Below are 26,930 nucleotides of genomic sequence, written 5' to 3' on the forward strand. Positions count from 1 at the left end.
CCACCCGTCATGTCGGGAACGGGGAGTGATTGGCCGCACCGCGTTCCGGGGGTCACTATCGCAGCATCGACCGTGCGGGTGTCAACCGCACGAAATTATGCTTGGCGAGCTGTCCAACCGGCAGCAACCTCCGGTTGGACAGATTGGGGCGGGAGTTGTGCCGCCGGGTTCCGAAGCCCGGGCGCATGACTGGGAACGTGCCCAGTCAAGCCGGTTGATCATCCACGGCATGATCAGGTTCAGCAATGCACCGACCATGCATAATGTTTCTTTGAGGAAACTCTGAGGTCCGGCAGTGCCGGAGTAGTGCTTCTGAGCTGCAGAAAAACGACATCCACCCACTGTGGACGGAAGTTCCTCAATTCGCCTCGCCTCGGTAGGGTGTAGTTCCGTGTTGAAGCGGTAATGTGCCCAGCGGAGGAGTCTTTTGACACTGAGCAGGCGCGAATCGGAATTGCTCCTCTTCGATCGACTCAACCGCGCTTCGGGTCGCGGGCACGGTGCGGCGCTGCTCATCAGCGGAGCGGTCGGAACAGGCAAGACGGCCCTGCTGCAAGCCATGGCGTCCCGGGCCGGGCGCCAGGGCGGCCGGTGCTTCGTGGTCACCGGTTCGGACTGGGAACGCGGGCATCCGTTCGGCGTGCTCGGCCGGCTGATCCAGGCGATGTGCGCATCGGGGATGGACCAGCCGTTCCCGCATGGCATCGACGGCAGTGAGAACTTCTACGCGATGATGGACCGGGTGTGCGCGGCGATCCGCAACCTCGCCGGCGGCCGGCCCATCCTCATCGGCATCGACGACGTGCACTTCGCGGACGAGCAGTCGATGCGATCGCTGAGCTACCTGATCCGGCGGATCGACTCGTGCAGCGCAGTGGTGGTGCTGAGCGAGAGCCCGTCGTACGAGCGGGACATGGCGAGCCTGCGCGCCGAGATGCTGCACCTGTCGTTCTGTCACCGGGCCCGCCTCACCCCGCTGGCGCCGTCCGACATCGCCGATCAGTTGCGGGAAGGGTTCGAGGGTCCGCCGGACAGGGCGTTCGCGCAGTTCTGCGCCGAGGTCAGTGGCGGTGTCCCGCTGCTGGTGCGCGCGCTCTTCGACGACCGGGCCGCCGAGACCGGTCCGGCGGCGGGTGAGCCCGGTGCGGGTTTCCGCCAGGCCGTCCTGCGCAGCCTGCATCGGTGTGCGCCCTCGACGGCCGCGGTCGCCCGGGCGCTGGCGGTGCTCGGTGAGCACGCCGCACCGGAGCTGACCGCCGAACTCAGTGGGGTGGACATCGCACTGGTCGAGGAGGGTGTCCGGGACCTGCGGGAGATGGGACTGCTCGAGGGTGAGCGGTTCCGGCACCCGCAGACCCGGTCGGCGGTTCTCGCCAGCATCCCCTTGCCGGCCCTGCCGGTGGTGCACAGCCGGGCCGCCGAACTGCTGCACGAGAACGGCGCACCGGCGGACGCCGCGGCGAAGCAGCTGATCGCGGCGCGGGACGGGGGGAAGGCTCCGTGGCGGGTCGCCGTCCTCTGCGAGGCGGCCCGTGACGCGATGGCGGCCGGTGACATCGACAGTGCGGTGAGCGACCTGCGCCATGCCGTCGGCGCGAGTGCCGACGCGGAGCAGCGGGCCCGCGCCGGTGCGCTGCTCACCGAGACCCAGTGGCACGCGGATCCCAGCTGGGCGGCACGGCGTCTGGCCAAGGTCTGCCGGGACGCCCGGGCCGGCCTGCTCAGCGGCTCGGACATTCTGATCGCGGTCAATCAGCTGCTCTGGTGGGGCGAGTTCGCGGAGGCCGACGAGATGCTGCGGCTCGCCGGCGTCGAGGAGGGCGGCGGATCGGCCCTCGCCCGCCTCTGGGCCTTCTTCTGCCGGGCCGGCCTGGCCCCCGGGCCCGGTGACGACCCGGGCCAGCAGCCGGACTTGCCGCTGGCGGACTCCGGCCCGATCGCCGCGGCCACCTACCTCTGTGCGGTGGCGAGCCTCGCGTTCGACGGTGTGCCGACGCATCGCGTGGATCAGGCGCTGCTGGGCCTGCGGGCCGGCGCGCCGCTGACCCCCGCCTTCCATGCCCTGGTCGTGCTGGTGCAGACCGGCCGGTTGGACGAGGCCGTCGCCTGGTGCGACCGCCTGCTGAAGGCCGACTGGATCAACCAGGTGCCGATGCGCAAGGCGATGATCGGGATCGTCAAGTCGGTGACCCTGTCGCGCGACGGCAACAGCGCGGCGGCGTTGAACTGCATCGAGCAGGTCTTCGAAGCGATCCCGCCGCCGGCCTGGGGTGTGGTGGCCGGGCTGCCGCTGTCCGCCGCGATCCGCGCGAGCACGGACCTGGGCGATGCGCACGCCGCGCGGTCGTACCTCGCGGTTCCCGTTCCGCCCGCGATGCTCGACACGCCGTTCGCCCTGCCGTACCTGCAGGCACTGGGGCAATATCACCTGGCGATGGGCCACCCGGAGAGTGCCGTGATGCACACCCGGTCCGGGGTGGACCTGGTGACGCGGTGGAACGGCGACGTGGCCGGGGCGGCGGCGTCGCTGGACGGGCTGTCCTGGCTGCCGGGAACGGTGTCCGAGCCTGCCGGTGCACGCCGCCTGTTCGACGCTCATGCGCAGATCCGGCGGACGTCTCCGGCAGCGTCGGCGTCCAGCGGGAACGACCGTCGGCATCCGGACAACGGGCGGGCGCGTGCCGCAACGGAGGACGGCGCCCGGCTCACCGACGCGGAACGCAGGGTCGCCGCGCTCGCCGCCGCCGGCAACACCAATCGGCAGGTCGCGGCACGCCTCTTCATCACCGTGAGCACGGTGGAACAACACCTCACGAAGATCTACCGCAAATTAAAGGTCCGCAGTCGTTCCGGACTGCGCCGATACTGGTCTGATCATCCCGGCGAATTCTCCGCTGATCGGTTGGACATGTTTGACGCTCCTGAATGAGCGCCCATATCGTCGCCGCGTCGGTCCATCGGATTCCGGAGGTTGGCGATGAAAGCGGAGAAGGTCAAGCGGCTGGTGCGTAGCAAGTGCCGTATGTGGGGGTGGATGTACCGATGACGGCCACCCTGGAACGGTCCTTCGATGCTGCCGTCGGATCGATCCCACCGGCTATTTCGAGAATGGTCGGAGTGGGTACCGCGACGGCCGGGACGACGGTTTCCCAGTCCGCATTGCTGGACCTTTTCGGGATCGACGACCCGAAGGTGCGGTCGGTCTACCTGAACAGCGCCATCGACCGGCGCCGCCTCACCCTCCCGGAACCCGATGCCACCGGCGTGCGCCGGCCCGAAACGCAGGGCCGGCTGCTGGCCAAGCACAAGCGCCTCGCCGTCGAGATGGGCCGCCAGGCGCTCCGGGCCTGCCTGGAACGAGCCGGCGCGGATCTCTCCGACCTGCGTCACCTCTGCTGTGTCACCTCGACCGGATACCTGACCCCCGGCCTCAGCGCGCTGATCATCCGGGATCTCGGCATCGACCCGCACTGCAGCCGATCCGACATCGTGGGCATGGGATGCAACGCGGGCCTCAACGCACTCAACGTCGTCGCCGGCTGGTCCGCCGCCCACCCCGGCGAGCTGGGCGTCGTCCTCTGCACCGAGGCGTGCTCGGCGGCCTACGTCCTCGACGGAACCATGCGCAGCGCGGTCGTCAACAGCCTCTTCGGCGACGGCGCGGCCGCCCTGGCACTGGTCAGCGACAGGCCGGGGGAGACGCGGCCCGGACCGCGCATCCTCAAGTTCGCCAGTCTGCTGATCACCGACGCGATCGACGCGATGCGCTACGACTGGGACAGCGACCTCGATCGCTTCAGCTTCTTCCTCGACCCGCAGATCCCGTACGTCGTCGGCGCCCACGCCGAGACCGTGGTCGACCGCCTGCTCGCCGGCACCGGCCTGCGCCGCAGCGACATCGCCCAGTGGCTGGTGCACTCGGGCGGCAAGAAGGTGATCGATGCCGTCGTGGTGAACCTCGGCCTCAGCCGCCACGACGTCCGGCACACCGTCCAGGTCCTGCGCGACTACGGCAACGTCTCCAGCGGCTCCTTCCTCTTCTCGTACGAGCGGCTGGGTGAAGAGGGCGTCACCCGTCCCGGAGAATATGGAGTTCTGATGACCATGGGCCCCGGCTCGACCATCGAAACGGCGCTTGTCCAGTGGTGACCGCGGCGGGCGTCGGTGACCTGGCGCTGCACGTCGACGGAAGCGAGCCGGTGTCGCCGGCGACCGTCGAAGCCGTGCTGCGCGTCTGTGACCGGGCCGAGGACGGGTACGTCACCGGCTTGCTCACCGTTCACGCCTCCGGAGCGCCGCAGCCCGGCTGGGCCGGGGACGTCAGCGTCGGGCTGACGACCAAGTGGGAACGCGCCGTTCGCCGGATGGAACGGCTCAACCTCGTCACGGTCGCGGTGGCCACCGGCGACTGCGGTGGCACTGCCCTGGATCTGCTGCTGGCGGCCGACATCCGGATCGCCGTCACGGGAGCCCGGCTGGTGGTGCCGCTCAGCGGCGACGCGACTTGGCCGGGCATGGCGCTCTACCGGATGGCCCGGCAGGCCGGCACCGCGTGGTTGCGCCGGGCGGCTCTGCTCGGCACGCCGATCGACGCCGAGACGGCGGTCGCGGCCGGGTTGATCGGCGAGGTGGTGGACCGGCCGGAGCAGACGCTCGCCGGGATCGCCGCAGCGTCGGCCGCGGTCTCCGGCAAGGAGGCGGCGATCCGCCGGCAGCTGCTTCTGGACGCCGGCGAGCACAGCTTCGAGGAGGCGCTCGGTTCGCATCTGGCCGCGTGCGACCGGACCCTGCGCCGGGCGGTGGCCCCATGACCGTGGCCATCACGGCGCGGGACCTCGGCACCGATCGGGTGCGTCTGGCCGGGGCCGCGGAGCGGACCGCACGGCTGATCGCGTCCCTGCCGTCGCCGCTGGACCGGGCTGCGGAGCAGCGGGCCGAGGCGGCGGCCGCTCACGACGCGGTCCGCCGGCTGCGGACGGGTTTCCTCAACGCGTACGTCGATCAGGTCTACGACGAGCTCACCGATGACCGTACGCGTCACCTGCGGGTCGACGAACTCGTCGAGGCCGCGGCGTACGCGTTCCCGGGTCTCGTGCCCACCCCGCAGCAGATGGCGCAGGAACGTGGCCGGGCGCAGGCCGGCCAGGAGGGGCACGAGATCGACCAAGGCATCTTCCTGCGGGCGGTGCTGCGGTCGGAGCCCTCGGGCCGGCACCTGATGGCGGCGATGCTGCGGCCCACCACCCGGGCTCTGCGGCTGCTGCCGGAGTTCCGGCGCACCGGCGTGCTCGAGACCGCGGCTGTCCGGCTGGAACGGCGTGACAGCGTGGCCCGGCTGACCCTGTGCCGGGACGACTGCCTCAACGCCGAGGACGAGCAGCAGGTCGACGACATGGAGACCGCTGTCGATCTGGCCCTGCTCGACCCGGCGGTGCGGGTGGGCCTGGTCCGCGGCGGTGTGATGAGCCACCCGCGCTATCGGGGCCGCCGGGTGTTCAGCGCCGGCATCAACCTCAAGGAGATCAGCGCCGGCCGGATCTCGCTGACCGGGTTCCTGCTCCGGCGCGAGCTCGGCTACCTGCACAAGCTGGTGCGAGGGCTGTCCGACGGCGACGCGGACCGGTGGACGCCGCCGGTCGAGAAGCCGTGGGTGGCGGCCGTCGACACGTTCGCGATCGGCGGTGGCTGCCAGCTGCTGCTGGTCTTCGACCACGTGGTGGCCGCCGCGGACGCCTACCTCGGCCTTCCCGCCGCCCAGGAGGGCATCGTTCCGGGCGCCGGCAACTTGCGCCTGGGCCGGAGCGCCGGCGCCCGGCTGTCGCGTCAGGTCATTCTCGGCGGGCGGCGGATCATGGCGGCCGAACCGGACGCCCGGTTGCTGGTGGACGAGGTCGTGGCACCGGAGGAGATGGATGCGGCGGTGGAGCGCAGCCTGCTCCGGTTGTCCGGCGACAGCGTCGTGGCCAACCGGCGGATGATCAACATGGTCGAGCAGCCGCTCGACGAGCTGCGCGAGTACATGGCCGCGTTCGCCCTCGAACAGGCTCTGCGCATCCACGCCGACGATGTGATCGACAAGGTCGGCCGATTCGCGGAGCGCTCGGCGTGAGAAGGGCCCGGGTGCGCTACGACAAGCAGGGTCCCGTCGCCCGGGTCACGCTCGACCGCCCTGACGTGCTCAACGCCATGGACCTGCGCATGCACGAGGAACTGGCGGAGATCTGGGACGACGTCGAGGCCGACGACGACATCCGGGTCGCGGTGCTGACCGGTGCCGGGGACCGCGCGTTCTCGGTGGGCCAGGACCTGAAGGAGCGTGCGGGCCGTGACGCGGCCGGCGCGCCCGCGTCCAGTTTCGGCGGCCGGGGCCAGCCCGGCTGGCCCCGGCTCACCGAACGGTTCGACCTGAGCAAGCCGGTGGTCGCCCGGGTCGACGGATACGCGCTCGGCGGCGGCTTCGAGCTCGCCCTCGCCTGTGACCTGCTCATTGCCTCCGATCGGTCGGTGTTCGGGTTGCCGGAGGCCCGGCTGGGACTGGTGCCGGGCGCCGGGGGAGTGTTCCGGCTGATCCGGCAGTTACCGCAGAAGGCGGCGATGGGCTATCTGCTGACCGGCCGCCGTTTCGACGCGGCGACCGCATCCGGCTTCGGGCTGCTGAACGAGGTGACTCCGGCCGACCGGCTGGACGCCTCTGTGCAGAGCTGGGTCGACGACTTGGTCGCCGCGGCGCCGCTGTCGGTCCGGGCGATCAAGGAAGCGGCGTTGCGCTCGGTCGATCTGCCGCTCCCCGAGGCCTTCACGGCCGTGTACCGGTGGGAGGACCGGCGGCGGGTGAGCGCGGACGCCGTGGAGGGCCCGCGTGCGTTTGCGCAGAACCGAGCGCCGATCTGGTCCGGGAAGTGATGGAGGAGATCCATCAGAGGCCGCTCACCGTGTCGCTGGGCGGTAAGGCCTGACGACCGCAGCCGCCCGGCCGTCCCCGTCAAGCGCTGGAGAATCGATATGACCGTCACGGCCAAGCACGTCGCCAACGTCAGCCCGGTCCGCAACCTCCCGGCCGCGACCGCGGCCGCCGCGGCCTTCCTCGAGGCGCTCGGTGTCGACCTGAGCGTGGAGAGCCTGCAGGAGACACCGGCGCGGATGGCTCGGGCGTACGCCGACCTGCTGACCGCCCGCGAGTTCAAGCTCACCACCTTCGACAACGACGAGGGCTACGACGAGCTGGTGATGGCGCGCAACATCCCGATCCGCTCGGTGTGCGAGCATCATCTGCTGCCGTTCACCGGTGTGGCGCACGTCGGCTACCTGCCTGCTTCGCGCATTCTCGGGCTGTCGAAACTCGCCCGCGTCGTCGAGATGTTCGCGCACGGCACGCAGGTGCAGGAGCGGCTGACGAAGCAGATCGCCGACTGGCTCACCAAGGAGTTGCAGCCCAACGGGGTGGGTGTGGTGATCGAGGCCGAGCACCTGTGCATGACGCTGCGCGGGGTGCAGGCGGTCGGCGCGAACACCATCACCTCGACGATGCTCGGGGTGCTGCGTGACGACGCGCGTTCGCGCAGCGAGTTCCTGGCGGCCGCCGGTCTCGGCCGCCGCTGACCGCGGCAGCGGGATCAGCGGGGTCCACCGGGTGCTGACGGTCGCGGCGGCCACGCCCGGGGAGACCGTGGGGCCTTGATCGCCGCCGGTAGCCGCGTCGCCGCCGAACGCCTGGCGCATCGACGCGTACTGCTCCTGGCCGACTTTCAGGCCCGGCCGGTGATGCACGGCCGGGCCTGGATCAGGAGAGGGTTCAGAGCGTGCTGATCAGGCCGCCGTCGATGGTGAAGTCGGCGCCGGTGATGTTGCCGGCGCGGTCGCCGGCCAGGAAGGTGACCAGGTCGGCAACCTCCTCGGGCTGGGTGAACCGGCCGGTGACCGAACCGCCGGCCGCCTGCTTGACCACCGCGTCCGGGTCGCCACCGGTGTGCCCGGCGACGGTCGCGGCGACCCCGTCGCCGGCCAGCCACAGGTCGGTCGCGACCGGGCCGGGGCTGACCGTGTTGACCCGCACTCCGGCCGGGCCGACCTCCTTGGACAGCGCCTTCGCGAAGTTGGCCAGGGCCGCCTTGGCCGCGCTGTAGTCGATCACCAGCGGGTCCGGCAGGAACGCGTTCACCGAGCCGACGGTGACGATGCTCCCCGAGCCGGCCGCGATCATCGGTGCGAGGGCCGCGCGGGTCATGCGTACGGCGGAGAAGAAGTTGATCTGAAAGGTCTGCAACCAGTCGTCGTCGGTGACCGAGGCGAAGCCGCCGACCCGGGCCCGCACCGCGCCCACGTTGTTGACCAGCACGTCGAGGCGCCCGAAGGCCGACCGTGCCGCCTCGACGACGGTGGCCGGAGCCTGCGGATCGGTCAGATCGGCGATCACCGGGTGCACGGCGAGCGCGCTCAGTTCGGCCGACTCGCCGCGGGCGACCGCGACGACGTTCGCACCCTCGGCGACCAGGGCACGCGTGACGGCCAGGCCGATCCCACGGCTCGCACCGGTGACGACGACGCTCTTGCCGGACATTCCGAGATTCATGACAAAACCCTTCTTCGCGTACGGGTTCAGAGGCCCTGGCGGCGCAGCCAGGTCAATGCGGTCGCGGCGACCTCGGGCCAGCCGCTGTCGATGGTCAGCGAGTGACCCTTGCCGGGGAACTCCGTGATGTCGGTGACCGCGTCGGAGTGCCGGTACTGCTTGAGCGTGGCCCGGACGACCGCCTCGGGGACGGTGTGGTCCTTTCCGCCGGTCATCAGCAGCAGCGGGCCGCGCGACGCGTTGTCCGTGTCGACCTCGGCCGGTGAGTGCGGGCTGAAGTTCGCGGCCGCCGCCTCGAACAGCGGCTTGCCGGGCGCCGGGATCGTCCACTGCTCGAACAGCGCATCCGACTCGGCCGCGGGGATCGCGTTGCCGAACGCGAAGCGGAACTGCTCGACGGTCAGCGACACCGCGCGGTGCTTGTTGGCCGGGTTCTTGAACACCGGGAGCGTGGCCCGCAGCGCGGAGAGCGGCAGCGGCAGCACGCCCTTGATCTGGGCGGCGTCGATCGCGACGGCGGCCCGGCCCAGGTTCTGCCCGAGCAGCTTCTGCGCGATCATCCCGCCGAACGAGTGTCCGATCAGGATCGGCGCGGTGTCCAGGCCACGGATGAGCCCGGCGTAATGCTCGACCACGTCGTCGATGCCGTGGCCGGCGATGCTCTCCGGGTTCTCCCGGGCCTCGGCGACGGTGTCCGGGTCGCCGGGCCAGCCCGGGGCGATCGGGGCGTAGCCCTCGGCGGTGAACTTCTCGATCCAGGAGTTCCAGGAGGTGGCGTGGAGCCAGAGGCCGTGGATGAAGATGACCGGGGTTTTCGTCGATGCGCTCATGCCGTCAAGAACACCACCGGGACCCCGGTCTCCGAATCCGGGAAACACCCCAGTCCCCCAGGGGCCACCCCGGGGGGTACGACTGATCTACTGGGCGAGTGTCGACGAGTTCCGCGTTCGTCGGGCGCCGCGACGAGCGCCGCCTCCTGGAAGAGTTGCTGGACGGCGTCCGGGACGGGCGCAGCGGCACGCTGGTGCTGACCGGCGAACCCGGCACCGGCAAGACCAGTCTCCTCGACCGCGTGGCGACCAGCGGCCCGGACGTGTACGTGGCCCGGATCGCCGGCGTCGAGCCGGAGACCGTCCTCGGCTACGCCGCCCTGCACCGCCTGCTGCGCCCGTGGCTGCACCGCATCGACGCGCTGCCCGAGCCGCAGCGCGACGCGTTGCAGACCGCGTTCGGGCGGATGGCCGGGGCGCCCGCCGACCGCTACCTGACCGGGATGGCCGTGCTCACGCTGCTGGCCGAGGCCGCCGCCGCGCAGCCGCTGCTGTGCATCGTGGACGACGCGCACTGGCTGGACCGGGCATCGGCCGAGGTGCTGGCGTTCGTCGCGCGCCGCCTGCACGCCGAGTCGATCGGGCTGCTCTTCGCGACCCGGCCGCCCGTCCCGGCCGTGCTCGACGGCCTGCCCGCCCGGGCCGTGCCCGGGATGCCCGGCGACGACGCCGCGACCCTGCTGGCGTCCGGTGCCGCCGGGCACGTCGCCGGCACGGTCGCCGCGACGATCCTGGCCGGGACCGGCGGCAACCCACTCGCGCTGGTCGAACTTGCCCGCGTGCTCACCCCGGAACAGTTGAGCGGCGCCGCGCCACTGCCGCGGACGCTGCCGGTCGGCACACGGCTGGAGACGCATTACCAGCGGCAGATCGCCGGACTCCCGGCCGGGACGCGCACTCTGCTGCTGCTCGTCGCCGCGGCACCGCCGGACGAACCGGGCCTGCTGTGGCGGGCCGCCGCGCGGCTCGGCATCGCCGCGGACCAGGTCGATCCGGCGCTGTCCGCGGGGATCCTCACCGACGCGCTGGACTTCCGGCACCCGCTGATCCGCTCGGCCGCCTACCGGGGTGCGGCCGCGGCCGACCGGCGGCGGGTCCACGCGGCGCTGGCGGCGGTCTCCGACCCGGTGCGCGACCCCGACCGCCGGGCGTGGCATCGCGCGGAGGCCACGATCGGTCTGGACGAGGACGTCGCCGCCGAGCTCGAACGGGCCTCCGAGCGGGCGCGGGCCCGCGGCGGCAACGCCGAGCAGGCCGCGTTCCTGTCCCGCGCCGCCGACCTCTCGCCGGAACCGCGAGGTCAGGCTGCACGCCTGGTCGCCGCGGCCCGCGTGCACCTGGCGCTCGGCGACCCGGCCGCCGCGACCGCGATGCTCGACCGGGCCGACGGGCACCTCGAGGGCGTCGTGCCACGGGCGCTGGCCCGGCAGGCCCGGGCCACGGCCGAGATGCAGGCCGGCCGGTTCACGCAGGTGCCCGGCATCCTGCTGGAGGCGGCGTCGACGATCGCCGAGGCGGACCCGGCCCTGGCCCGGCGGATGATGTTCGAGGCGCTGCAGGCGGTGCTGATCTCCGACGACCGCCGGACCACGGTGACGCTGCACGAGGCGTCACGTGCGGTGCTGGCGTCACCCGCGATCCACACCCCGGACCCGACGTACGCGGATCTGTTCCTCACCGGCTACGCCACCCGCGCCGCCGTCGGCTACCGGGCGGCCGTGCCGCTGATGCGCGCCGCGCTCGACGCGCTGGAGGAAGCGCGCGACATCGCCGGGGAACGCCTGCCGCTCGCGGTGATCTGCGCGTTCGCGGCCGAGGACGTGTGGGACGACGAGGCCGGGCGCCGGGCCTGGCAGCGACTCGAGGCCCACGACCGGGCCGGGGTGGCGTTGTGGACGCTGCGGACCACGCTGATGGTCGGCGCCACCTGGGAGATGCGCGCGGGCCGGTTCGCCGCCGCCTACGCCCGCCACGACGAACTGGCCGCGCTCTCCGACGTGGTCGGGCGGCGGCACCCGGGGATCCAGCGCGTGGAACTGCTCGCCTGGAGCGGACGCGACGCCGAGGCCCGCGCGGCGGCGACGCCCGACCTCGGCGCCGAGGACGTCATCCGCAACTGCCTGGCGGTGCTGGACATCAGCCTCGGGCGGTACGCCGAGGCCCTGGCCGGGCTGCTGCCTTCGTTCGAACGGGACATACCCGGTGTCAGCAACCGCGCGCTGCACGACATCGTCGAGGCCGGGGTGCGCAGCGGTGACCACGAGGCGGCGCGGGCCGCGCTCGACCGGATGGCGGAACGCGTCCCGGTCGGTGGCACGCCGTGGGGGCTCGGACTGCTGGCCCGCTGCCGTGCGCTGCTGGCCGGCGACGACGAGGCCGAGGCGCTCTACCGGGAATCGGCGGAACTGCTGGGCCGTACGCAGATCGCCGTCGAACTGGCCCGGACTCACCTGCTGCACGGCGAATGGCTGCGGCGTGGCCGTCGCCGCGCCGACGCCCGGGTGCAGCTGCGGACGGCGTACGACATGTTCACCACCATGGGCGCGGCCGGTTTCGCCGAGCGGGCCCGGACCGAGCTGACCGCGACCGGCGAGCACCCGCAGAGCCGCGACGCGCCGGTCACCACCGTCCTGACACCGCAGGAACGGCAGGTCGCGACGCTGGCCGCGGGCGGCGCCACCAACACCGAGATCGCCGCCCGGCTGTTCCTGAGCACGTCGACCGTCGAGTACCACCTCACGAAGATCTTCCGGAAGCTCGGCATCACCTCACGTCGCCGGCTCGGGGCCGCGCTGGGCGCCGGCTGACGCCCACCGCGGCCCGTTCCTAGGATGTGCGCATGACCGATGCGACCACCCCAGATCAGCTCCGCCGGCAGATCGCCGACCTCGACAGCGAGATCGCCGAACTCCGCCGGCTGGACACCGACGCCCAGTCACGCCGCGGCGAGGACGGCAACGACGCGGAGGGCTTCGTCGAGAACGAGGAGCTCGCCACCGAACTGACCGGGATCGCCGAGAACGAGGCCGTCATCGACGTCCTCGTCCAGCGCCTCGAGCGTCTGCAGGAGAAGCTCGACGCCGCCGGCTGAGCCGGCCGGCCGACGGGGCGCGCCGCAACGAGATCCGCGGCCGCCCCGAGCCGTTCGCGGTGAAGAGCCGCCGACCAGATTCTCGAATCTCGATCGAGGAAGGCGGGACCAGTGCCTCCCGAGACCCCGGAGAAGATCGCCGCGTCGCCGCGCGCCATCCCCGCGCAGCGGACGGGTGCGCACGACGACATCGGCCCGCCCGGCCGGGCCACGCGTGCCGCCCGTCTCCTGACCGAGGCCCTTTCGCCGGGCATCCTGGTGGCGGCCCTGCTGCTCACCGTCGCCTGGCACGCGTCGGCCTCCACGGCCCAGGCGATCACGACGGGCCTGATCGCCGCGGCCGCCGCAAGCTTCCTGCCGATGTACTACATCCTGCTCGGCGTCCGCCGCCGCCGCTGGTCGGACAAGCACGTCACCGACCACTCCCAGCGCCGGTGGCCGCTTCTGATCATTCTGCTCTCCACGGCCGGTGGCGTCGTCGCCCTCGCGGCGGCGGGAGCCCCTCGCCAGCTGCTGGCCCTGATCGTCTCGATGGTCGCCGCCCTGCTGATCGCGGTCCCGGTCACCGTCGTCCTCCGGTGGGGGATCTCCCTGCACGCGCTCGTCGCGGCGGGCACCGCAACAGCGTTGATCGTCGTCTTCGGCCCGGCCTTCGCCGCGGGCCTGCCGCTCGCGGCCGCCGTCGGCTGGGCCCGGGTCCGGCTCGGCGAGCACACGACCGCCCAGGTGCTGGCCGGCGCGGCGGCCGGCGCCGCCGCCACCGGCTTGTTGTTCCCGCTGCTCGCCGGTTGACCGGCGGCGACGTGTTTTGCTGACGGGATGCTCACCGGTTGTTCACGAAGCGATCTTGAGCATCGAAAGCTGACGATCTCAGCGTGCTGTTCAGGCGACAGCCATGATGGCGATCTTGCGCCATGTCGTCTCTGTGCCACGAACCATGAACGGCGGCGACCGTGAGCAGCATGCTCACCGTCGCCGCCGTGAGGTCGGCCGGCGCCGGCTCAGCGCAGCCAGCTCTCCCAGATCTCCCGGTGCGCGTCGGCCCACTTCTTGGCCGCGTCGTCGGCCGAGAGCCGGTTCTGGACCATGTCCTGCGCGACCTCGTTCTGGTCGGCGTTGCTCCAGGTCCAGTTCTTGATGAAGGTGGCCGCGGGCGACCCCGAGTCGACGAACCCCTTCCGGGCGATCTTGTCCAGCTCGTACGGCGGGTAGCCGCAGGCCACCGCGTCCACGACGGTGTCGCAGCCGGGCTTGTAGGCCGGCAGCGGAACCTGCACCAGCTTCAGGTCGGCCGCCATCCACTGCGGCTCGTAGAAGTACCCGAGCAGCGGGGTCTTGTCCTGCTGCGCCTTGCGGAAGGCCGCCAGCTGCTTCTCCTCGCTGCCGGCGTAGACCACCGTGTAGTTCAGCTTGAGGTTCTTGATCAGGGCGGCGTCGTTGCTGATGTAGGACGGGTCCGCACCCAGGAACTGGCCCTTGCCGCCGGAACGCGACGTCTCGAACAGCTCGGCCCGGCTGTTCAGCTTGGTCCAGTCGGTGATGTCCGGGTACTGGTCGGCCATCCACGCCGGGACGTACCAGCCGACCGAGCCCTTGAGGCCGGTCAGGCCCAGCTCGACGGCGACCTTCTGACCGTCGATGTACTTGCGCTTCAGGTCGTCGTGACCCCAGTTCTCCAGGATCACGTCGATGCTGCCGTCGCCGAAGCCGGCCCACGACGCGGTCTCGGTCAGCTTGACGGTCTTCACGTCGCAGCCGAGTTCCGTCCGCAGCAGGTAGCCGACCACGGCGGCGTCGGCGGCGTACCCGGTCCGCGGGTTGATCACCATGTTGACCCGGCCGCAGGACTGCTGGGCCGGGGCCCCCGGCGGCGGGGTGATCGCGGCCTCGGCGCCCGAGCAACCGGCGAGCGCGGCCAGGCCCAGCACGGCGAGCGCCCGGACGATTCCATGCCTCACCACGCCGACCTCGCCCGCTCCCGGCTCGCGCGCTTGGCCAGGACCTCCTCGGTGAGCGAGACCAGCACGCTCTTCACCGACTCGCGGTCACGGGCGTCGCACTCGGTCAGTGGAACGCTCGCGCTGATCCCCAGCGCGTCGCGGACCTCGGACGGGGAGAAACTCTTCGCCCCCGGGAACCGGTTGATGCCGACGATGAACGGGATCTCGTGCTCCTCGAAGTAGTCGATCGCCGGGAAGGAATCCTCGATGCGCCGCGTGTCGACCAGCACGATCGCGCCGAGCGCACCCGTGACCAGGTCGTCCCAGAGGAACGCGAAGCGATCCTGCCCGGGCGTGCCGAACAGATAGAGCAGCAGCGCGTCGTCGAGGGTGATCCGGCCGAAGTCCAGGGCGACCGTGGTGGTGGTCTTCTCGGACACGGCCGAGGTGTCGTCGATCCCGATCGACTTCTCGGTCAACTCGGCCTCGGTGACCAGCGGTTCGATCTCGGAGATGGCACCGACGAAGGTGGTCTTCCCGACGCCGAAGCCGCCGCTGATGACGATTTTGACAGCGATGGGGTGCGCTGCCGACGGCTCGCTAGAGCGCCCGGACACGGTCCCTGATCCTTTCGATCAAACTGGTGGAGAGCTCCTCGGGCTGTTTTTCCACGTCGAGGAAGCTTTGCGTGATCAGGTCGGCCACGATCACCCGGACCACGCCGAGCGGCGCGCGCAGCGCCACCGACAGGTCGGCGATCGAGCGGGGCGACTGGCACAGCTCGACGATGCGCCGCGACTCGAACCGCAACGGCGCCGACAACGCGGCCGGGGCCGCGCGCAGCAACGTCTCGACCCGCAACCCGTCCTGCATCGGCTGGGTACGCCCGTTGGTGAGCATGAACGGACGGATCACCGGATCCTCGTCCAGGTCGCCGGAGTGCAGCCCGCTGGACGGCCGGTGCGACCCGGCGTACGGCCATGTCCCGGACTGCTCGGAGCCCCACGAAGGGCTCGTCATGCCGACACCTCCGCTGCGCTCCGGCGTCGGCATGACCTACGAGCTGAGCCGGACGATTCGCTCGCAAGCTCACTCATCGGGGCAGGTGCTGCCGAGACTCTGCGATCAGGGCGGGCGTGAGCAGCGTCCCGAAGCGGTCCGCGAGCAGCGAGATCTCGTAACCGACCAGGCCCAGGTCGGCCTCGCTGCCGGCCACCACGCCGAGGACACTGCCGCCGGAGATGACCGACACCAGCAGGAAGCCCCGGTGCATCTCGATCATGATGAGTTTCAGGCCGTCGAAGTCGTACCGCCGGGAGGCGCTGCGGGCCAGGCTGGCCAGGCTGGAGACGATGGCGGCCAGCTGGTCGGCCTCGGCCCGGTTCAGCCCGTCCGAGCCGGCGATCAGCAGCCCGTCGGAGGACACCGCGACGGCGTCACGAACGCCGTCCGTCTGGTGAACGAAGTTGCCGAGCATCCAGTTGAACTGGTGCCGGTCCGCCGAGGTGTCAACGCTCATTCTTCTTCTTTCCAGGTTGCTGCCAAGGGGCCACTTCTGAACTCCGGTCACGACGACCGCGCTGTCTCGGCGTTACCGCGCTGGATACCACCGCGCAACGCGTTGAGCCGGTCCCGCACCGCCTCGGCCGAGCCGGCGATCGGTGCCGGACGGTCGGCCGGGGCGGTGCTGGGCACACCGGCCCGGGGCTGGCCACGCTGCGCGCGGGGAATGCGCTTGCGCAGGCCGTTCGGCGTACGGGGCGCGTCGTCGCCACCGAAGAGAGCGGACGCGTCGTTACCGGGAAGACCGGGCACGGTGTCGTCTCCGGGAAGGTCGGGCACGGTGTCGTCGCCGAGGTGGGCGGGCACGCCGTCGCCGGCGGAGGAGCCGGGCACCGTGTCGTCGACCACCACGTAGTCGATCGCGGTGGACGGCAGCGCCCGGTCGGCGGTGACGACCCGGCTCGCCACCGGCGCCCGCTCGGCCGTCGGCTGCCGCAGCGCCCGGGCCGACTCGACGGTCGCGGTGACCTGCCGGGCCGGCGAGCGCCCCGGCCGCGACGGGGAGATCGCCGGCTGGTCGGTCAGCAGCTCGGCCGGCAGCGTGATCCGCGCGGTCACGCCGGTCACCGGCGACGGGGTGAGCTGCACGTCGATGTTGAGCTGCTGGGCCAGGCGACCGACCACGTAGTGGCCCAGGAACCGGGCGGGCGCCGTGATGAAGTCGCCCTCGCCGCGCAGTCGCGCGTTGGCCCGCTGCATGTCGTCCGTGGTCATACCGACACCCTGGTCGGTGATGGCGATCAGGTAACCGGTGCCGATCCGGCGGCCGTGGATCTCCACGTCCATGTCCGGCGGGGAGAACGACAGACCGTTCTCGATCAGCTCGGCGAGCATGTGCGCGACGGCGCTGACCGCGGAACCGGCCACCAGCACGTCGTCCACCCGGCGCAGGGTCACCCGCCGGTATTCCTCGACCTCGGAGACCGCGGCCCGGATCACGTCCGGGACCATCAGCGGCTCGGAGAGCTGCCGCGGGCTGGCCGCACCGACCAGGACCAGCAGGCTCTCGGCGTTCCGGCGCATACGGGTGGCCAGGTGGTCGAGCTCGAACAGGTTGGCCAGACCGGTCGGGCTGGACTCCTCCCGCTCCAGCTTGGTGATGAAGGCGAGCTGGCGGCGCAGCAGGTTCTGGTTGCGCCGGCCCAGGTTCGCCAGCGACTCCGCGGTGGTGCGGCGCAGCACCGCCTGCTCGGTGGCGAGCGTGTACGCCGTGTCCTGCACCCGGTCGAACGCGTCGGCCACCAGCCGGACCTCGTCACTGGCGCCGCGCGGCACGAGCACCGGCGACGGCGGGTCGGTGCTCGCCCCGGCCGACGCCCGCTCGACCGCCTCCGGCAGCTGCTCGCCGGCGAGCCGGTTGGCCTCACCGGCCAGCACCGCGAGCGGCCGGGCGACCGACTTCGACGCGACCGTGGCGAGCCAGATCGAGCCGGCCAGGCACAGCAGCACGGCACCGATCAGTGCGACCATCCGGGCCGACGCGTCGTCCTCCAGGGTCGCCGCGCGCGCCGCGATGACCGAACCGACGTGGTGCTCCAGCTGCAGCATGTCGTCGAGCACGGTGGTCTGCGCCGACCACCACGACTGCGGGTCGACCGTGAGCTTCTTGCCGTCCCCGGACTGCAGGGCGACCTGTTCGAAGTACGCCGCCTCGCGCGCCGCACCGGTGTCCAGCATGTAGTCGCGGCCGGCCCGGGACAGCGTGTCGGCGTAGCGGTCGAACGTCTTCAGCGCCGCGTCCCGGTCCGCGCGCATCGTGACGAACTGCAGGTATTCGCCCTGCTTGAAGCCACTGGCGGAGAAGACGGTGTTGAGGAACGCGCGCTCCTGGGAGGTGGCCTCCTTGACGTCGCCGAGCGCCTCCAGCGCGACCGCGCCGCGGCGCAGCTCCTCGTCGCCGGTGCTGTCCAGGTCCAGGTCGAGGCCGCCGAGGTCGGCGACGCGCTGGGTGTAGAACGCGACCGTCGGGATCCGCTTGCCGGAGCCGGTGTCGGTGCCGGCCCGGACGCTGGTCAGGCCGTCCAGCTCGCGCAGCGCGCCGGAGACCCGGTCGGCCACCTCACCACCGCCGGCGGTGAGTCGTTCCACCTCCTCGCGGCGCAGGTCGACCTCGTTGCGGGCGCGCTGCAACTCGGTGCTGAAGCCGTCGTTGCCGCCGAGCAGACCGGCGGCCAGGCCACGTTCGGTCTGCAGGCCCTGGACCAGCTCCTGCACGGCCAGGTCGATGCTGACGGCCTTGGCGGTGGCGGACGCCGTCCGGAAGTTCTCCACCTCCCCGACGGCCACGATGGTGAGCAGCACCAGGGTGGTCGCGATCGGCAGTGCCAGCGTGCGGACCACGCGCCGGCGGATCGTGCCGCCGCCCCGGAGGCGCCACAACGCCCGGGCTCCGGTGCTGGGGGCGGGCGGCTCGGCGTCGACCGGCTCGGCCCGCGCGGCGTCCTCAGCGTGGACGGACAAGCGATCAGCTCCTCTGTCGACCACTGCCGGCAGGCACAGTCGATATCACTACGGAAATGTCTTGAAGTTGGTGATGCGAAGTAAAGAGGCGACGCAGCCCGGAATGCGGCTCGGAGGATGGGGCCGACCCTCCATGATCGCCGCAATAGGATCGACCCTCAGTCCTCGATGGTCAACACCGCGGCCCGAAGTTTGCACCGGTGCCGGCCTTTACCGCCCGCCACGACTACCCAAGGTCATGTGGGAGCGCTCTCAGTAGCTGCCCGTCACCCACTTCGCCGGCATGCCGGAGCCGCCGCGATCCCGTCGTCGACGGGCATCCGAGCCCACGACCTGCCGAAGGAGGCTTCGCCCGGGCGCGGGCGACCGGCGGCCTCCCCGCCGAAGCCGGCCCCGAATCGTCGTAAAGGACGAACTCGGGAGTACAAACGGGCAAGATCCACAAGAGCGATCGCTCGTCCTCGTCGGCAGCCGCGTCCTCCGGCCCCGTGCGACCCGGCAACCAGGGGCTCTAGGCTGGGGTGATGAAGGTTCTGTCCATCCAGTCGGTCGTCGCGCACGGCCACGTCGGCAACTCCGCCGCCGTTTTCCCGCTGCAGCGCATCGGTGTCGAGGTCGTCCCCGTCCCCACGGTCAACTTCTCCAACCACACCGGTTACGGCGCCTGGCGGGGTCCGCTGCTGCCGCCCGCGGACGTGGCCGAGATCCTGCTCGGGGTCGAGGAGCGTGGCGTGTTCCCGCAGGTCGACGCCGTGCTCTCGGGTTATCAGGGTGGGGCCGGCATCGCCGACGTCATCATCGACGCGGTGCGCCGGGTGAAGGCCGCGAACCCGTCGGCGGTCTACGCCTGTGACCCGGTGATGGGCAACGCCAAGTCGGGTTGTTTCGTCGCCCCGGAGATCCCGGTGCTGCTGCGGGACAGGGTGGTGCCGGTGGCCGACATCATCACGCCGAACCAGTTCGAGCTGGGGTTCCTCACCGGCACCGAGCCGGCGAGCATCGAGTCGACGCTGGTCTCGGCCGACCTGGCCCGGGCCATGGGTCCGTCGACGGTGCTGGTGACGAGCGTGGAGCGGCCGGACCGGGCCGAGGGCACGATCGAGATGCTGGTCGTGGACGACTCCGGGGCGTGGGTGGTGACCACCCCGCATCTGCCGTTCAAGGCCAACGGTTCCGGCGACGTGACGGCGGCACTGTTCACCGCGCACTATGTCCGTACGGGAAAAGCCGCAGTTGCCTTGGAGCGGACGGCGTCGAGCGTCTTCGACCTGATCGAGACCACCTTCCGTTCCGGTGAGCGGGAGTTGCGGCTGATCGAGGCGCAGGAGTTCTACGCCACGCCGCGGATGCAGTTCACGGCGGTCCAGGTCCGGTGAGCCCTCGGCGCCCGTCATGACGTTCACCCGGGCCGCCGACGCGACCGCCCGCCGGACGCTGACCGTGCTGCGGGACGCACACCGGTCCCGGCACGCCGACGACGCGGCGCCTCTGCTTGACGCCGGCCGCGACGCGTCTGCATGAGCTGCCCCAAGACCCGGCTCGGCAGAAGTCTTCAGTAGGCCGCTGCAGGGAGTTCCACCGTCGTGGTGACCCGGACGAGGGACGGCGATCGCGGGGTCGAGCCGAACCCGAACCGCACCGGCGGATCAATAGCGGTCAACCGCCCGAGGTCCACCCCGTCCAGGACCCCCGCGGCGCCGGTGATGTGGTGCAAGTCCTGGGCGCCGTACCACTCGCGGCGCCCGTTGCCGGCGCTCCCGTACGTGCGGACGCCCTGCAGCAGCCGTGCCGGCCCGTCGATCAGCCGGACCCAGCGCGGCTGCCGGGCCAGCGCCGGCGGCACCACCCGCAGCAGGTAGCCGAGCGCCCCACGCCGGCCCACCGAGAACCGCAGCCCGAGCGGCCCGGCCGCGACGGTCCACGCCGGGCCGTGCCGCTCAACCGCGGTCGGCACCACGCGTACCTCATCGAACGAATACGTCGCGGCGATGAACTCGGCCACCTCGTCATGGGGTGCGAGCAGCACCCGCCGCCCGTCCGGATGTTCCACCATGACGTCGCTGATCGGACCGTACGGCGACTCCGGCCAGTGCCCCACCACCAGTCGCGGGCCGGCCGTCATGCCGAGGCCGGCGATCCACCCGTCGAATCGCAAACGCTGCATCGCCCCTTGGTACCCGAATCCTGAGGCCTTGATGGGGTCGCCATTAAATGTTCCTTAGCGGTCAGGCGCCGACGACGGTCATAGCGGAGAGTCGATCTCCCACCGATCGTCGAGGAGTGTCGTGTCTTCGCGCCACCGCAAGCCCAGCCGGACCCGTAGTCTCGTGCTCGCCACCGCCGCCGTGGGGGTGCTCGGCGCGGGAGTCGCCGGGATCGCCTCGGCGCAGACGGGACAGCACCGTCCGCAGGCCGCCCCGAGCCGCACGGCCCTGGTCGGAGGCGCCACTCAGGTTGCCGCATCCACCCCCACGACTCGCCCGCACCGGCCGCGGCCCAGCGCGACGCGGACCTCCGCGACACCGGCGGCCACCTCGCCGGGCCCGTCCACCCCGGCGACCGTCACGCCGACCACCGCGGCCCCGCCCGGCCCCACGCCGACCGGCAGCGCGCCGGCGGCCACCACGCCGGCGGCCACCACGCCGGCGGCCACCACGCCGGCGTCGCCGAGCAGCCCGTCGACGACCACGGTGATCGACGCGGCGCTCGCCCACATCAACGACGCACGGACCGCGAACGGCCTGAAGGCGCTCACCCTCGACGCCGGCCTCTCGACGGCGTCCGAGGCCCACAACGCGCTGATGGCCGGCGGTTGCGGCCTGTCCCACCAGTGCCCGGGCGAAGCCGGCCTCGGCGACCGGTTCACCGCCGCCGGCGTCTCCTGGAACTCGGCCGGCGAGAACATCGGCCAGGGCAACGCCGGCGACACCGCCGCCTCGATCACGCAGGCCGCGAACGGCCTGACCGACCTCATGCTCGCCGAGGTCGCACCGAACGACGGCCACCGCAAGAACCTGCTCAACGCGAACTTCACCCGCATCGGCCTCGCCGTGACCCGCGGCGCCGACGGCCGCGTCTGGTTCACGCAGGACTTCGTCAACTGACGCCCGGGGCCGGGCCCGGCCCGGCCCCGATCACCCCGGCACGCGGTCACCTTCAGCTCCGCTCCCGGTTGCGGTCTCCCACTGCTGATCGCGTACGGCGGCAGCCCGCTCTTGATCTTGATCTTCGGGTTCTTGCCGAACTCCGCTGACGTCGCGCCCGAGCCCGTGCCCGGGGCCGAAACCGCCGTTGCCCACCTCCGGGCAGCGTCGGCAGTGCCCGGCCGGCCAGGTCCCCGGCCGGCCGGGTCCCCGGCCTCAGTGACCGCGGCCGGCGGCGCGGGCCGCAGCGGCGCCGGCCGATGGGCCGGCACCTCGTCGATGTACTGGCCGGTGGCGATCCGCCGGACCGCCGCATCGACCACCTGCCGCTCCCTTGCCGGCATGGCCCGCGGCGCAGCGACCCGACGTGCGTCTCATCGGTCGGCCCGTGCCGGCGATCGATCAGCCGGGAATCACGAAGCGTCGGCGTCGGGCCGGGAGCGCGACACGAGAACCATGCGCGCGATCGCGAGGACCAGGATCCCGGCGGCGCCCGCGTCGATGCCCATCGTCGCGCTGTTGAAGAACGCGCTGCGTACCGGGTCGGGCTGCCGCAACCCGTACCACCAGCCGAAGACGCCGCCGAGCACGGTGAGCCCGCCGGCCACGCGACAGGCCGACGGCCGCGAGAAGATGCGCCGGGCGGCCGGCGGCCGGCGCCTGAACCACATCGTCAGCACGATCAGCCCGAACAGGCCGCTGGCGTACTGTGCCCACTCGTAGACGCCGAGGCCGCCGAGGTGCTGCTGCAGCGCCGGCAGGTGCCGCACGGCCCAGCCGTCGGCGTGGGTGAACGAGTCCCAGACCACATGAGTCAGGGCACCGACCCCCAGGCCGGCGACCACCCGGTGCGGCCGGTCAGGGAGGGGAGGAGCGATGCGGTCGGTGAGGAACGGCCGCAGGACCACCGTCCACAGCAGGTACAGGGCGGCGCCCGCGGCGAGGTCGACGGTCGCGACGCCGACGAGTTCGTGGCTGAGTTCGACGCTGTAGGGCATCGGCACGAACAGTGGAAGGTCGGGCGACATGCTGCCGATGACGAGGGCGGCCGCCGGCATGGCGGAGCCGAGGAAGGGCAGCACGGCCGCCGGGTGCGAGCCGGTGAAAGGCATGGTCGCCCTACCGTGAGCCGGCGGTGGCCTTGGCGTCGTCGAGTTCCGCGCGGCTTTCCGGCCCACTGCGCAGGAAGAAATCCTCCGACGTGAGGGTGGCCCCGGCCTCGACACCGCAGGATGCGTTCAGCAGGCTCGCTCCTTCCCGTGCTCCCACCCGATCGTACCGAGCCCGGCGCTCACCCGGATCGAGAGCGCGGAGCCCGTCCCCGAAGGTTTCGGTGATCCACTGACCGAGGCGTTCGAGCAGCTCGTCGATGCCGACGAGGGTGTCCTCCTCGTCCAGGGCCCGGGTCTTCCCCGGCACCGGGCACCGCGCCGGGCTCGACACGAGTGGCGACAGCGACGGGGAGCGCTCCCATCGGACGGTTGAATCGATTAACATCAATGATTCCATCCCCGATGAGAGGCCCCATCCCCCAAGGAGGCACCTCGTGCGAGTTCTCCTGGCCCTCGCCCTGACCGTGACCAGCTGGTTCGTCCCCGGTCCAGCCCTGGCCGCGACCGGCGACGGCACCCCGGCCGACCCCAACATCAGCTTCGTCGGCCGCTGGAACAAGACCAACGCCGCCGCCTACGTCCCCTACTGGGCCGGTGCCTACCTGCGCACCGGCTTCACCGGCAGAACCGTCAAGCTCAAACAGCGCAACACCATCGACCTCTGGGCCAGCATCGACGGCAAACCGTTCACCGCGTTCAAGGGTTCCGGCACGATCAACCTGACCCCCACCGCGCTGACGGCCGGCACTCACACGCTGATCGTCAGCTACCGCCAGGTCGCCGGCTCCTACACCGGCGACGCGGTCTTCCAAGGCCTGACCCTCGACGCCGGCGCGACCACGGTCAAAGCCGCCGCCCGCCCGAAGCTCGTCGAGTTCGTCGGCGACTCGATCACCGCCGGCACGACCAGCAGCCAGCTCGCCGTCACCGATTACGGCTTCAAGGCCGGTGAGCAGCTCGGTTACGACCACACCCAGATCGCGATCGGCGGCATGTGCCTCGCCGAGACCAGCGACGGCTGCTGGGCCCACGAGACCCGGTACTGGATGTCCAGCGGCGGTCAGGCCGGCACCGACCTGTGGGACTTCACGCGTTACACCGCCGACGCCGTGGTGATCAACCTCGGCACCAACGACAAGAGTCACGGCGTCAGCGCCGCGGATTTCCAGGCGAAGTACATCGCTTTCCTCGCCAGGATCCGGGCCAAGTTCCCCACCACCAAAATCCTTGCCCTGCGTACGTTCATCGGCCGTTACGCCGCGGAGACGCAAGCCGCGGTGCAGGCCCGCAACGCGGCCGGGGACGCCGCCGTGTTCTACGTGGACACCACCGGCTGGCTGCCCTCGGACGGGCTCAGCGACTCCGTGCACCCGAACGACAAGGGTCACCAGGCGATCGCCGACCGGCTCGCCCCCGTCATCAGTTCACGCCTGTAGGAGCCCGTCATGAAGATCGCGATTCTCGCCGCCGCCCTCCTGACCGTCAGCGCCGGCGCTTCCGGGGTCGCCACCCCGCAGCCGGCCGCCGCGGTGTGCCGTACCGACTCGACCGCCACGGTCGCCGCCGCGCCCGTCAAGGTGTGGATGGCCGGCGACTCCACGATGATGAACGCCGGCTCCTGCCCGATCGGCTGGGGCAGCCAGTTCGGGTCGTACCTGACCGCCGACGCCACCGTGCAGAACAGCGCGGTCGGTGGTCGCAGCATCCAGACCTGGCTCTACGAAGGGAACGTGACCAGCACGAAGAACGCGGCCGGCGAGTGCACGCTCAGCTCGACGGCGTACAGCTCGCGCTGGACGGCGATGCTGAACGGGTTCGTCGCCGGTGACTACCTGATCGTGCAGTTCGGCATCAACGACGGTGACACGGCGTGCCCGCGGCACGTCGGCAGCGCCCGGTTCAAGGAACTGCTCGGCGTGATGGCGACGGCGGCCAAGGCGAAGGGCGTGAAGCCGATCTTCGTCACGCCGGTCGCCGCCATCACCTGCAGCGGCAGCACCGCCGTCGGCAACCGTGGCTTCGTCACCGAGACCAAGGCGGCCGCCTCCGCCAACGGCGTGCCGGTGATCGACCTGCACGCGCGCAGTGTGGCGCTCTACAACTCGCTCCGGTTGTGCCCGAACAACGGTGACTACACCAGTGGTGCGGTCGGTGCGTTCTTCTGCAACGACCACACGCACTTCGAGGCGGCCGGGGCGAGACAGATCGCCGGCCTGATCGCCACGGCGCTGCGCGAGCAGGGCATCCCGCTCGCCGCGTACCTCAAATAGGGTTGGCGTCCCTCAGGCAGCGGCGGCTGCGGCCAACTGGTTGCGGCCGCCGCGCTTGGAGACGTAAAGGTGGGCGTCGGCGCGATCGTAGAGGTCGCGGCCCGGTTCGCCGGGGCGGGACTCGGCCAGGCCCATGCTCAAGGTCACGCGCAGACCCGGCATGATCGTGCTCCAGTCCCGGGCCAGGATCACCCGGCGGATCCGCTCGGCGACCTTCCGGGCCTCCGGTTCGCCGACCGACAGGAAGATGGCGAACTCGTCGCCGCCGAAGCGGATCGCCACCTCGTCGTGCCGGCAGTGCGAGCGCAGCACCGCGGCGATCTCGCCCAGCACCCGGTCGCCGACGCCGTGCGAGAACCGGTCGTTGATGTCCTTGAAGTGGTCCACGTCGATGAGCAGCAGCGAGCCGCCGGCCGCGACGGTAGTGATCCGGCGGTCGAACATGCGCCGGTTGCCGAGCCCGGTCAGCGCGTCCGAGGCGGCGGCCAGGTCCGCGGTGGTGCGCGCGGCCTCCAGCTCGACCCGGCGGTACGCCTGCCGCAGCATCGTGCGCCGGTCCAGCCGCAGCTGCCACAACGCGGCGACGTGCTCTCGCAGCGACTCCAGCACGGCCTGGGTGACCTCGCCGGGGAACTCGAGCGCGGCCGTGACCGTCAACTCGTACTGGAAGAGCAGTCGCTGTGACCGCAGGACGGAGAGTTCGACGGCGGCCCGGAACTCGCGACGGGCGGCCCGCCACTCGCCGTTCGCCCGCAGCGCCAGCCCGTGCGCGAGGTGCAGCAGGCGCGCCTCGTGACTCTGCTCGGCCGCGCGCATCGCCGGCAGCAGGTCGCCGACCAGCGCGAGCGTCTCGCTGATCCGGCCCGCCTTGGCGTGGCACACCGCCAGCAGCGCGATGGCGAGCGGCGAGTCGATGCCCTGGTCGATCCAGCACCTCAGGGCAGCGGTGCTCTTGCCGACCAGGTTCGCCGCGTCCTCGACCCGGCCGATCTGGTCCAGTCGCAGCGCCCACTCCAGCCACAGCTCGGCCTGAGTCAGCGCGGCGGCGGACCGGTACACGTCGTCGGTCGGGTCGAACGCCTCGATCGAGCGGCGCATCGCGTCGTCGGCCAGCTCGAACAGCTCGGCGACCCGGGCCGCCTGGGCCAGCGAGGCCATCGCCGAGAAGTAGCGCAGGCCCTTGCGCGGCGCCACGTCCAGCACGGCCATCGCCCGGGCGACGTAGTGCAGGCCGTCGTCGATCCGGCCGAGGTCGATCAGCACCTCGGCCGCGTCCGCCATGATCTTGGCGTCGGTGGCCTTGGGGCCGCCCAGCCGGGCCTGGTCGGCGATCAGGTCCTCGGCGATCTGCAGCGCCTCGTCGAGGCGGCCGAGACACTTCAGCGCGTACATCCGGCCCAGCCGGCTGACCCGGTGGGTGCGGTGGTCGCCGAGCATCAGGGTGATCGCCTCGGCCTTGTCCGCGGCCACCAGCGTCTCGGTGTGGTGACCGCGAATGGTCAGGTCGTGCACGTGCAGCGCGAGGTCGGCATAGGGACCGTACGGTGACACCAGCACCGGCAGGCGGTTCATCGGCAAGCCCCGTTTCGCATGGTCCTAGCTTCGGCTGTTCCGCGCCCGATGTGAGGCGTCCGCGCTCGCAAGTCGCACACACCCGTCCGCCGGCCGCCGCACCGCGTCCGCCGGCCGCCGCACCGCGTCCGCCGGCCGCCGCACCGCGTCCGCCGGCCGCCGCACCGCGTCCGCCGGCCGCCGCACCGCGTCCGCGGCCTCGCCTGCCGCAGCAGTCGAATCCCGGCCCGCCCTCAGGTCACGGCCTCGGCCGGCCCTCAGCGTCGTCAAAAGCAGTCCGGAGGCGGGGGGGGGGGGGGGGGGGGGGGGGGGGGGGGGGGGGGGGGGGGGGGGGGGGGGGGGGGGGGGGGGGGGGGGGGGGGGGGGGGGGGGGGGGGGGG

25 protein-coding genes are annotated in these 26,930 nt (G+C 71.7%); 14 read left to right on the forward strand and 11 right to left on the reverse strand.

Features of this window, described 5'->3' with window-relative positions; translation table 11 throughout:
• The first annotated feature begins 454 nt into the window (after positions 1-454).
• The 6 genes from ACH442_RS45310 to folE all read left to right on the forward strand — a co-directional run bounded on the left by ACH442_RS45310 (position 455) and on the right by folE (position 7,599).
• Positions 455-2,929, forward strand: a complete 2,475-nt coding sequence (locus ACH442_RS45310) for a LuxR C-terminal-related transcriptional regulator (protein ID WP_396344393.1) — start codon at positions 455-457, stop codon at positions 2,927-2,929.
• 188 nt (positions 2,930-3,117) lie between these two features.
• Positions 3,118-4,149: a 3,5-dihydroxyphenylacetyl-CoA synthase DpgA gene (gene dpgA / locus ACH442_RS45315; RefSeq protein WP_396344394.1), complete on the forward strand. Its 1,032-nt coding sequence runs from the start codon at positions 3,118-3,120 to the stop codon at positions 4,147-4,149.
• Entirely contained in the window at positions 4,146-4,811 is a 666-nt protein-coding gene (gene dpgB / locus ACH442_RS45320; RefSeq protein WP_396344395.1) for an enoyl-CoA-hydratase DpgB, read from the forward strand. The genes dpgA and dpgB overlap by 4 nt, the downstream gene beginning before the upstream one ends.
• Positions 4,808-6,109 carry a (3,5-dihydroxyphenyl)acetyl-CoA 1,2-dioxygenase DpgC gene (gene dpgC / locus ACH442_RS45325; protein WP_396344396.1) on the forward strand — a complete coding sequence of 434 codons (1,302 nt, stop codon included), beginning with the start codon at positions 4,808-4,810 and terminating at the stop codon, positions 6,107-6,109. The genes dpgB and dpgC overlap by 4 nt, the downstream gene beginning before the upstream one ends.
• A complete protein-coding gene (dpgD, locus tag ACH442_RS45330) occupies positions 6,106-6,903 on the forward strand; it encodes an enoyl-CoA-hydratase DpgD (RefSeq protein ID WP_396344398.1) in 798 nt (265 codons plus the stop codon). Before dpgC ends, dpgD begins: the two co-directional genes overlap by 4 nt.
• Positions 6,904-7,002: 99 nt before the next feature.
• Positions 7,003-7,599: a GTP cyclohydrolase I FolE gene (gene folE / locus ACH442_RS45335; RefSeq protein WP_396344399.1), complete on the forward strand. Its 597-nt coding sequence runs from the start codon at positions 7,003-7,005 to the stop codon at positions 7,597-7,599.
• A gap of 193 nt (positions 7,600-7,792) precedes the next feature.
• Here folE and ACH442_RS45340 read toward each other — a convergent pair whose 3' ends face one another.
• Complete coding sequence (locus ACH442_RS45340) at positions 7,793-8,569, reverse strand: oxidoreductase (RefSeq protein ID WP_396344400.1); 777 nt, start codon at positions 8,567-8,569, stop codon at positions 7,793-7,795.
• Positions 8,570-8,595: 26 nt separating this feature from the next.
• Positions 8,596-9,399 carry an alpha/beta hydrolase gene (locus tag ACH442_RS45345; protein ID WP_396344401.1) on the reverse strand — a complete coding sequence of 268 codons (804 nt, stop codon included), beginning with the start codon at positions 9,397-9,399 and terminating at the stop codon, positions 8,596-8,598.
• Between the two features lie 98 nt (positions 9,400-9,497).
• Between ACH442_RS45345 and ACH442_RS45350 the strand changes: the two genes are divergently transcribed.
• The 3 genes from ACH442_RS45350 to ACH442_RS45360 all read left to right on the forward strand — a co-directional run bounded on the left by ACH442_RS45350 (position 9,498) and on the right by ACH442_RS45360 (position 13,282).
• Positions 9,498-12,206, forward strand: coding sequence for an AAA family ATPase (locus ACH442_RS45350; protein WP_396344403.1), 2,709 nt, complete (start codon positions 9,498-9,500; stop codon positions 12,204-12,206).
• Positions 12,207-12,238: 32 nt separating this feature from the next.
• Complete coding sequence (locus ACH442_RS45355) at positions 12,239-12,490, forward strand: hypothetical protein (RefSeq protein ID WP_396344405.1); 252 nt, start codon at positions 12,239-12,241, stop codon at positions 12,488-12,490.
• A gap of 156 nt (positions 12,491-12,646) precedes the next feature.
• Positions 12,647-13,282: a phosphoesterase PA-phosphatase gene (locus ACH442_RS45360; protein ID WP_396344419.1), complete on the forward strand. Its 636-nt coding sequence runs from the start codon at positions 12,647-12,649 to the stop codon at positions 13,280-13,282.
• Between the two features lie 209 nt (positions 13,283-13,491).
• On the opposite strand, the gene ACH442_RS45365 is transcribed toward ACH442_RS45360, so the two are convergent.
• From ACH442_RS45365 to ACH442_RS45385, 5 genes are all read right to left on the reverse strand, one after another.
• Entirely contained in the window at positions 13,492-14,448 is a 957-nt protein-coding gene (locus tag ACH442_RS45365) for an ABC transporter substrate-binding protein (RefSeq protein ID WP_396344406.1), read from the reverse strand.
• Positions 14,445-15,047 carry a GTP-binding protein gene (locus ACH442_RS45370; RefSeq protein ID WP_396344407.1) on the reverse strand — a complete coding sequence of 201 codons (603 nt, stop codon included), beginning with the start codon at positions 15,045-15,047 and terminating at the stop codon, positions 14,445-14,447. The genes ACH442_RS45365 and ACH442_RS45370 overlap by 4 nt, the downstream gene beginning before the upstream one ends.
• Positions 15,031-15,450 carry a DUF742 domain-containing protein gene (locus tag ACH442_RS45375; RefSeq protein WP_396344408.1) on the reverse strand — a complete coding sequence of 140 codons (420 nt, stop codon included), beginning with the start codon at positions 15,448-15,450 and terminating at the stop codon, positions 15,031-15,033. The genes ACH442_RS45370 and ACH442_RS45375 overlap by 17 nt, the downstream gene beginning before the upstream one ends.
• A 73-nt stretch (positions 15,451-15,523) precedes the next feature.
• Positions 15,524-15,949, reverse strand: a complete 426-nt coding sequence (locus tag ACH442_RS45380; RefSeq protein ID WP_203753476.1) for a roadblock/LC7 domain-containing protein — start codon at positions 15,947-15,949, stop codon at positions 15,524-15,526.
• A gap of 47 nt (positions 15,950-15,996) precedes the next feature.
• A complete protein-coding gene (locus ACH442_RS45385) occupies positions 15,997-18,453 on the reverse strand; it encodes a nitrate- and nitrite sensing domain-containing protein (RefSeq protein WP_396344409.1) in 2,457 nt (818 codons plus the stop codon).
• A gap of 524 nt (positions 18,454-18,977) precedes the next feature.
• Between ACH442_RS45385 and pdxY the strand changes: the two genes are divergently transcribed.
• Positions 18,978-19,829 (forward strand): pyridoxal kinase PdxY, encoded by an 852-nt coding sequence (gene pdxY, locus ACH442_RS45390; RefSeq protein ID WP_396344410.1) that lies wholly within the window; start codon positions 18,978-18,980, stop codon positions 19,827-19,829.
• Positions 19,830-19,845: 16 nt separating this feature from the next.
• On the forward strand, positions 19,846-19,974 hold the full coding sequence (locus ACH442_RS45395; RefSeq protein ID WP_396344411.1) for a hypothetical protein: 129 nt from the start codon (positions 19,846-19,848) through the stop codon (positions 19,972-19,974).
• A gap of 31 nt (positions 19,975-20,005) precedes the next feature.
• Here ACH442_RS45395 and ACH442_RS45400 read toward each other — a convergent pair whose 3' ends face one another.
• Positions 20,006-20,617: a hypothetical protein gene (locus ACH442_RS45400; RefSeq protein ID WP_396344412.1), complete on the reverse strand. Its 612-nt coding sequence runs from the start codon at positions 20,615-20,617 to the stop codon at positions 20,006-20,008.
• A gap of 121 nt (positions 20,618-20,738) precedes the next feature.
• Between ACH442_RS45400 and ACH442_RS45405 the strand changes: the two genes are divergently transcribed.
• The gene (locus ACH442_RS45405) at positions 20,739-21,557 is read left to right on the forward strand and encodes a CAP domain-containing protein (protein ID WP_396344413.1); all 819 of its coding nucleotides are present in this window, start codon (positions 20,739-20,741) and stop codon (positions 21,555-21,557) included.
• Positions 21,558-22,009: 452 nt separating this feature from the next.
• On the opposite strand, the gene ACH442_RS45410 is transcribed toward ACH442_RS45405, so the two are convergent.
• Both ACH442_RS45410 and ACH442_RS45415 read right to left on the reverse strand, forming a co-directional pair.
• Positions 22,010-22,708, reverse strand: coding sequence for a DUF4184 family protein (locus ACH442_RS45410; RefSeq protein WP_396344414.1), 699 nt, complete (start codon positions 22,706-22,708; stop codon positions 22,010-22,012).
• A gap of 7 nt (positions 22,709-22,715) precedes the next feature.
• Entirely contained in the window at positions 22,716-23,093 is a 378-nt protein-coding gene (locus tag ACH442_RS45415; protein WP_396344415.1) for a hypothetical protein, read from the reverse strand.
• 49 nt (positions 23,094-23,142) lie between these two features.
• Between ACH442_RS45415 and ACH442_RS45420 the strand changes: the two genes are divergently transcribed.
• Positions 23,143-24,144 carry a GDSL-type esterase/lipase family protein gene (locus ACH442_RS45420; protein ID WP_396344416.1) on the forward strand — a complete coding sequence of 334 codons (1,002 nt, stop codon included), beginning with the start codon at positions 23,143-23,145 and terminating at the stop codon, positions 24,142-24,144.
• Between the two features lie 9 nt (positions 24,145-24,153).
• A complete protein-coding gene (locus tag ACH442_RS45425) occupies positions 24,154-24,978 on the forward strand; it encodes a GDSL-type esterase/lipase family protein (protein WP_396344417.1) in 825 nt (274 codons plus the stop codon).
• Between the two features lie 12 nt (positions 24,979-24,990).
• Here ACH442_RS45425 and ACH442_RS45430 read toward each other — a convergent pair whose 3' ends face one another.
• Positions 24,991-26,550, reverse strand: a complete 1,560-nt coding sequence (locus tag ACH442_RS45430; RefSeq protein WP_396344418.1) for a diguanylate cyclase — start codon at positions 26,548-26,550, stop codon at positions 24,991-24,993.
• Between the last annotated feature and the right edge of the window lie 380 nt (positions 26,551-26,930).

The organism is Actinoplanes sp. NPDC020271 (assembly GCF_044388125.1).
Lineage (GTDB): Bacteria > Actinomycetota > Actinomycetes > Mycobacteriales > Micromonosporaceae > Actinoplanes.

Bases quoted from the DNA above. Each gene is read 5' to 3' on its own strand.
- ACH442_RS45355 (WP_396344405.1), top strand. From the start codon at position 12,239: ATGACCGATGCGACCACCCCAGATCAGCTCCGCCGGCAGATCGCCGAC.
- ACH442_RS45430 (WP_396344418.1), bottom strand. From the start codon at position 26,550: ATGAACCGCCTGCCGGTGCTGGTGTCACCGTACGGTCCCTATGCCGAC.
- ACH442_RS45345 (WP_396344401.1), bottom strand. From the start codon at position 9,399: ATGAGCGCATCGACGAAAACCCCGGTCATCTTCATCCACGGCCTCTGG.
- ACH442_RS45380 (WP_203753476.1), bottom strand. From the start codon at position 15,949: ATGAGCGTTGACACCTCGGCGGACCGGCACCAGTTCAACTGGATGCTC.
- folE (WP_396344399.1), top strand. From the start codon at position 7,003: ATGACCGTCACGGCCAAGCACGTCGCCAACGTCAGCCCGGTCCGCAAC.
- ACH442_RS45410 (WP_396344414.1), bottom strand. From the start codon at position 22,708: ATGCCTTTCACCGGCTCGCACCCGGCGGCCGTGCTGCCCTTCCTCGGC.
- ACH442_RS45340 (WP_396344400.1), bottom strand. From the start codon at position 8,569: ATGAATCTCGGAATGTCCGGCAAGAGCGTCGTCGTCACCGGTGCGAGC.
- ACH442_RS45375 (WP_396344408.1), bottom strand. From the start codon at position 15,450: ATGACGAGCCCTTCGTGGGGCTCCGAGCAGTCCGGGACATGGCCGTAC.
- ACH442_RS45395 (WP_396344411.1), top strand. From the start codon at position 19,846: ATGACGTTCACCCGGGCCGCCGACGCGACCGCCCGCCGGACGCTGACC.
- ACH442_RS45415 (WP_396344415.1), bottom strand. From the start codon at position 23,093: ATGTTAATCGATTCAACCGTCCGATGGGAGCGCTCCCCGTCGCTGTCG.
- ACH442_RS45425 (WP_396344417.1), top strand. From the start codon at position 24,154: ATGAAGATCGCGATTCTCGCCGCCGCCCTCCTGACCGTCAGCGCCGGC.
- ACH442_RS45400 (WP_396344412.1), bottom strand. From the start codon at position 20,617: ATGCAGCGTTTGCGATTCGACGGGTGGATCGCCGGCCTCGGCATGACG.
- dpgC (WP_396344396.1), top strand. From the start codon at position 4,808: ATGACCGTGGCCATCACGGCGCGGGACCTCGGCACCGATCGGGTGCGT.
- pdxY (WP_396344410.1), top strand. From the start codon at position 18,978: ATGAAGGTTCTGTCCATCCAGTCGGTCGTCGCGCACGGCCACGTCGGC.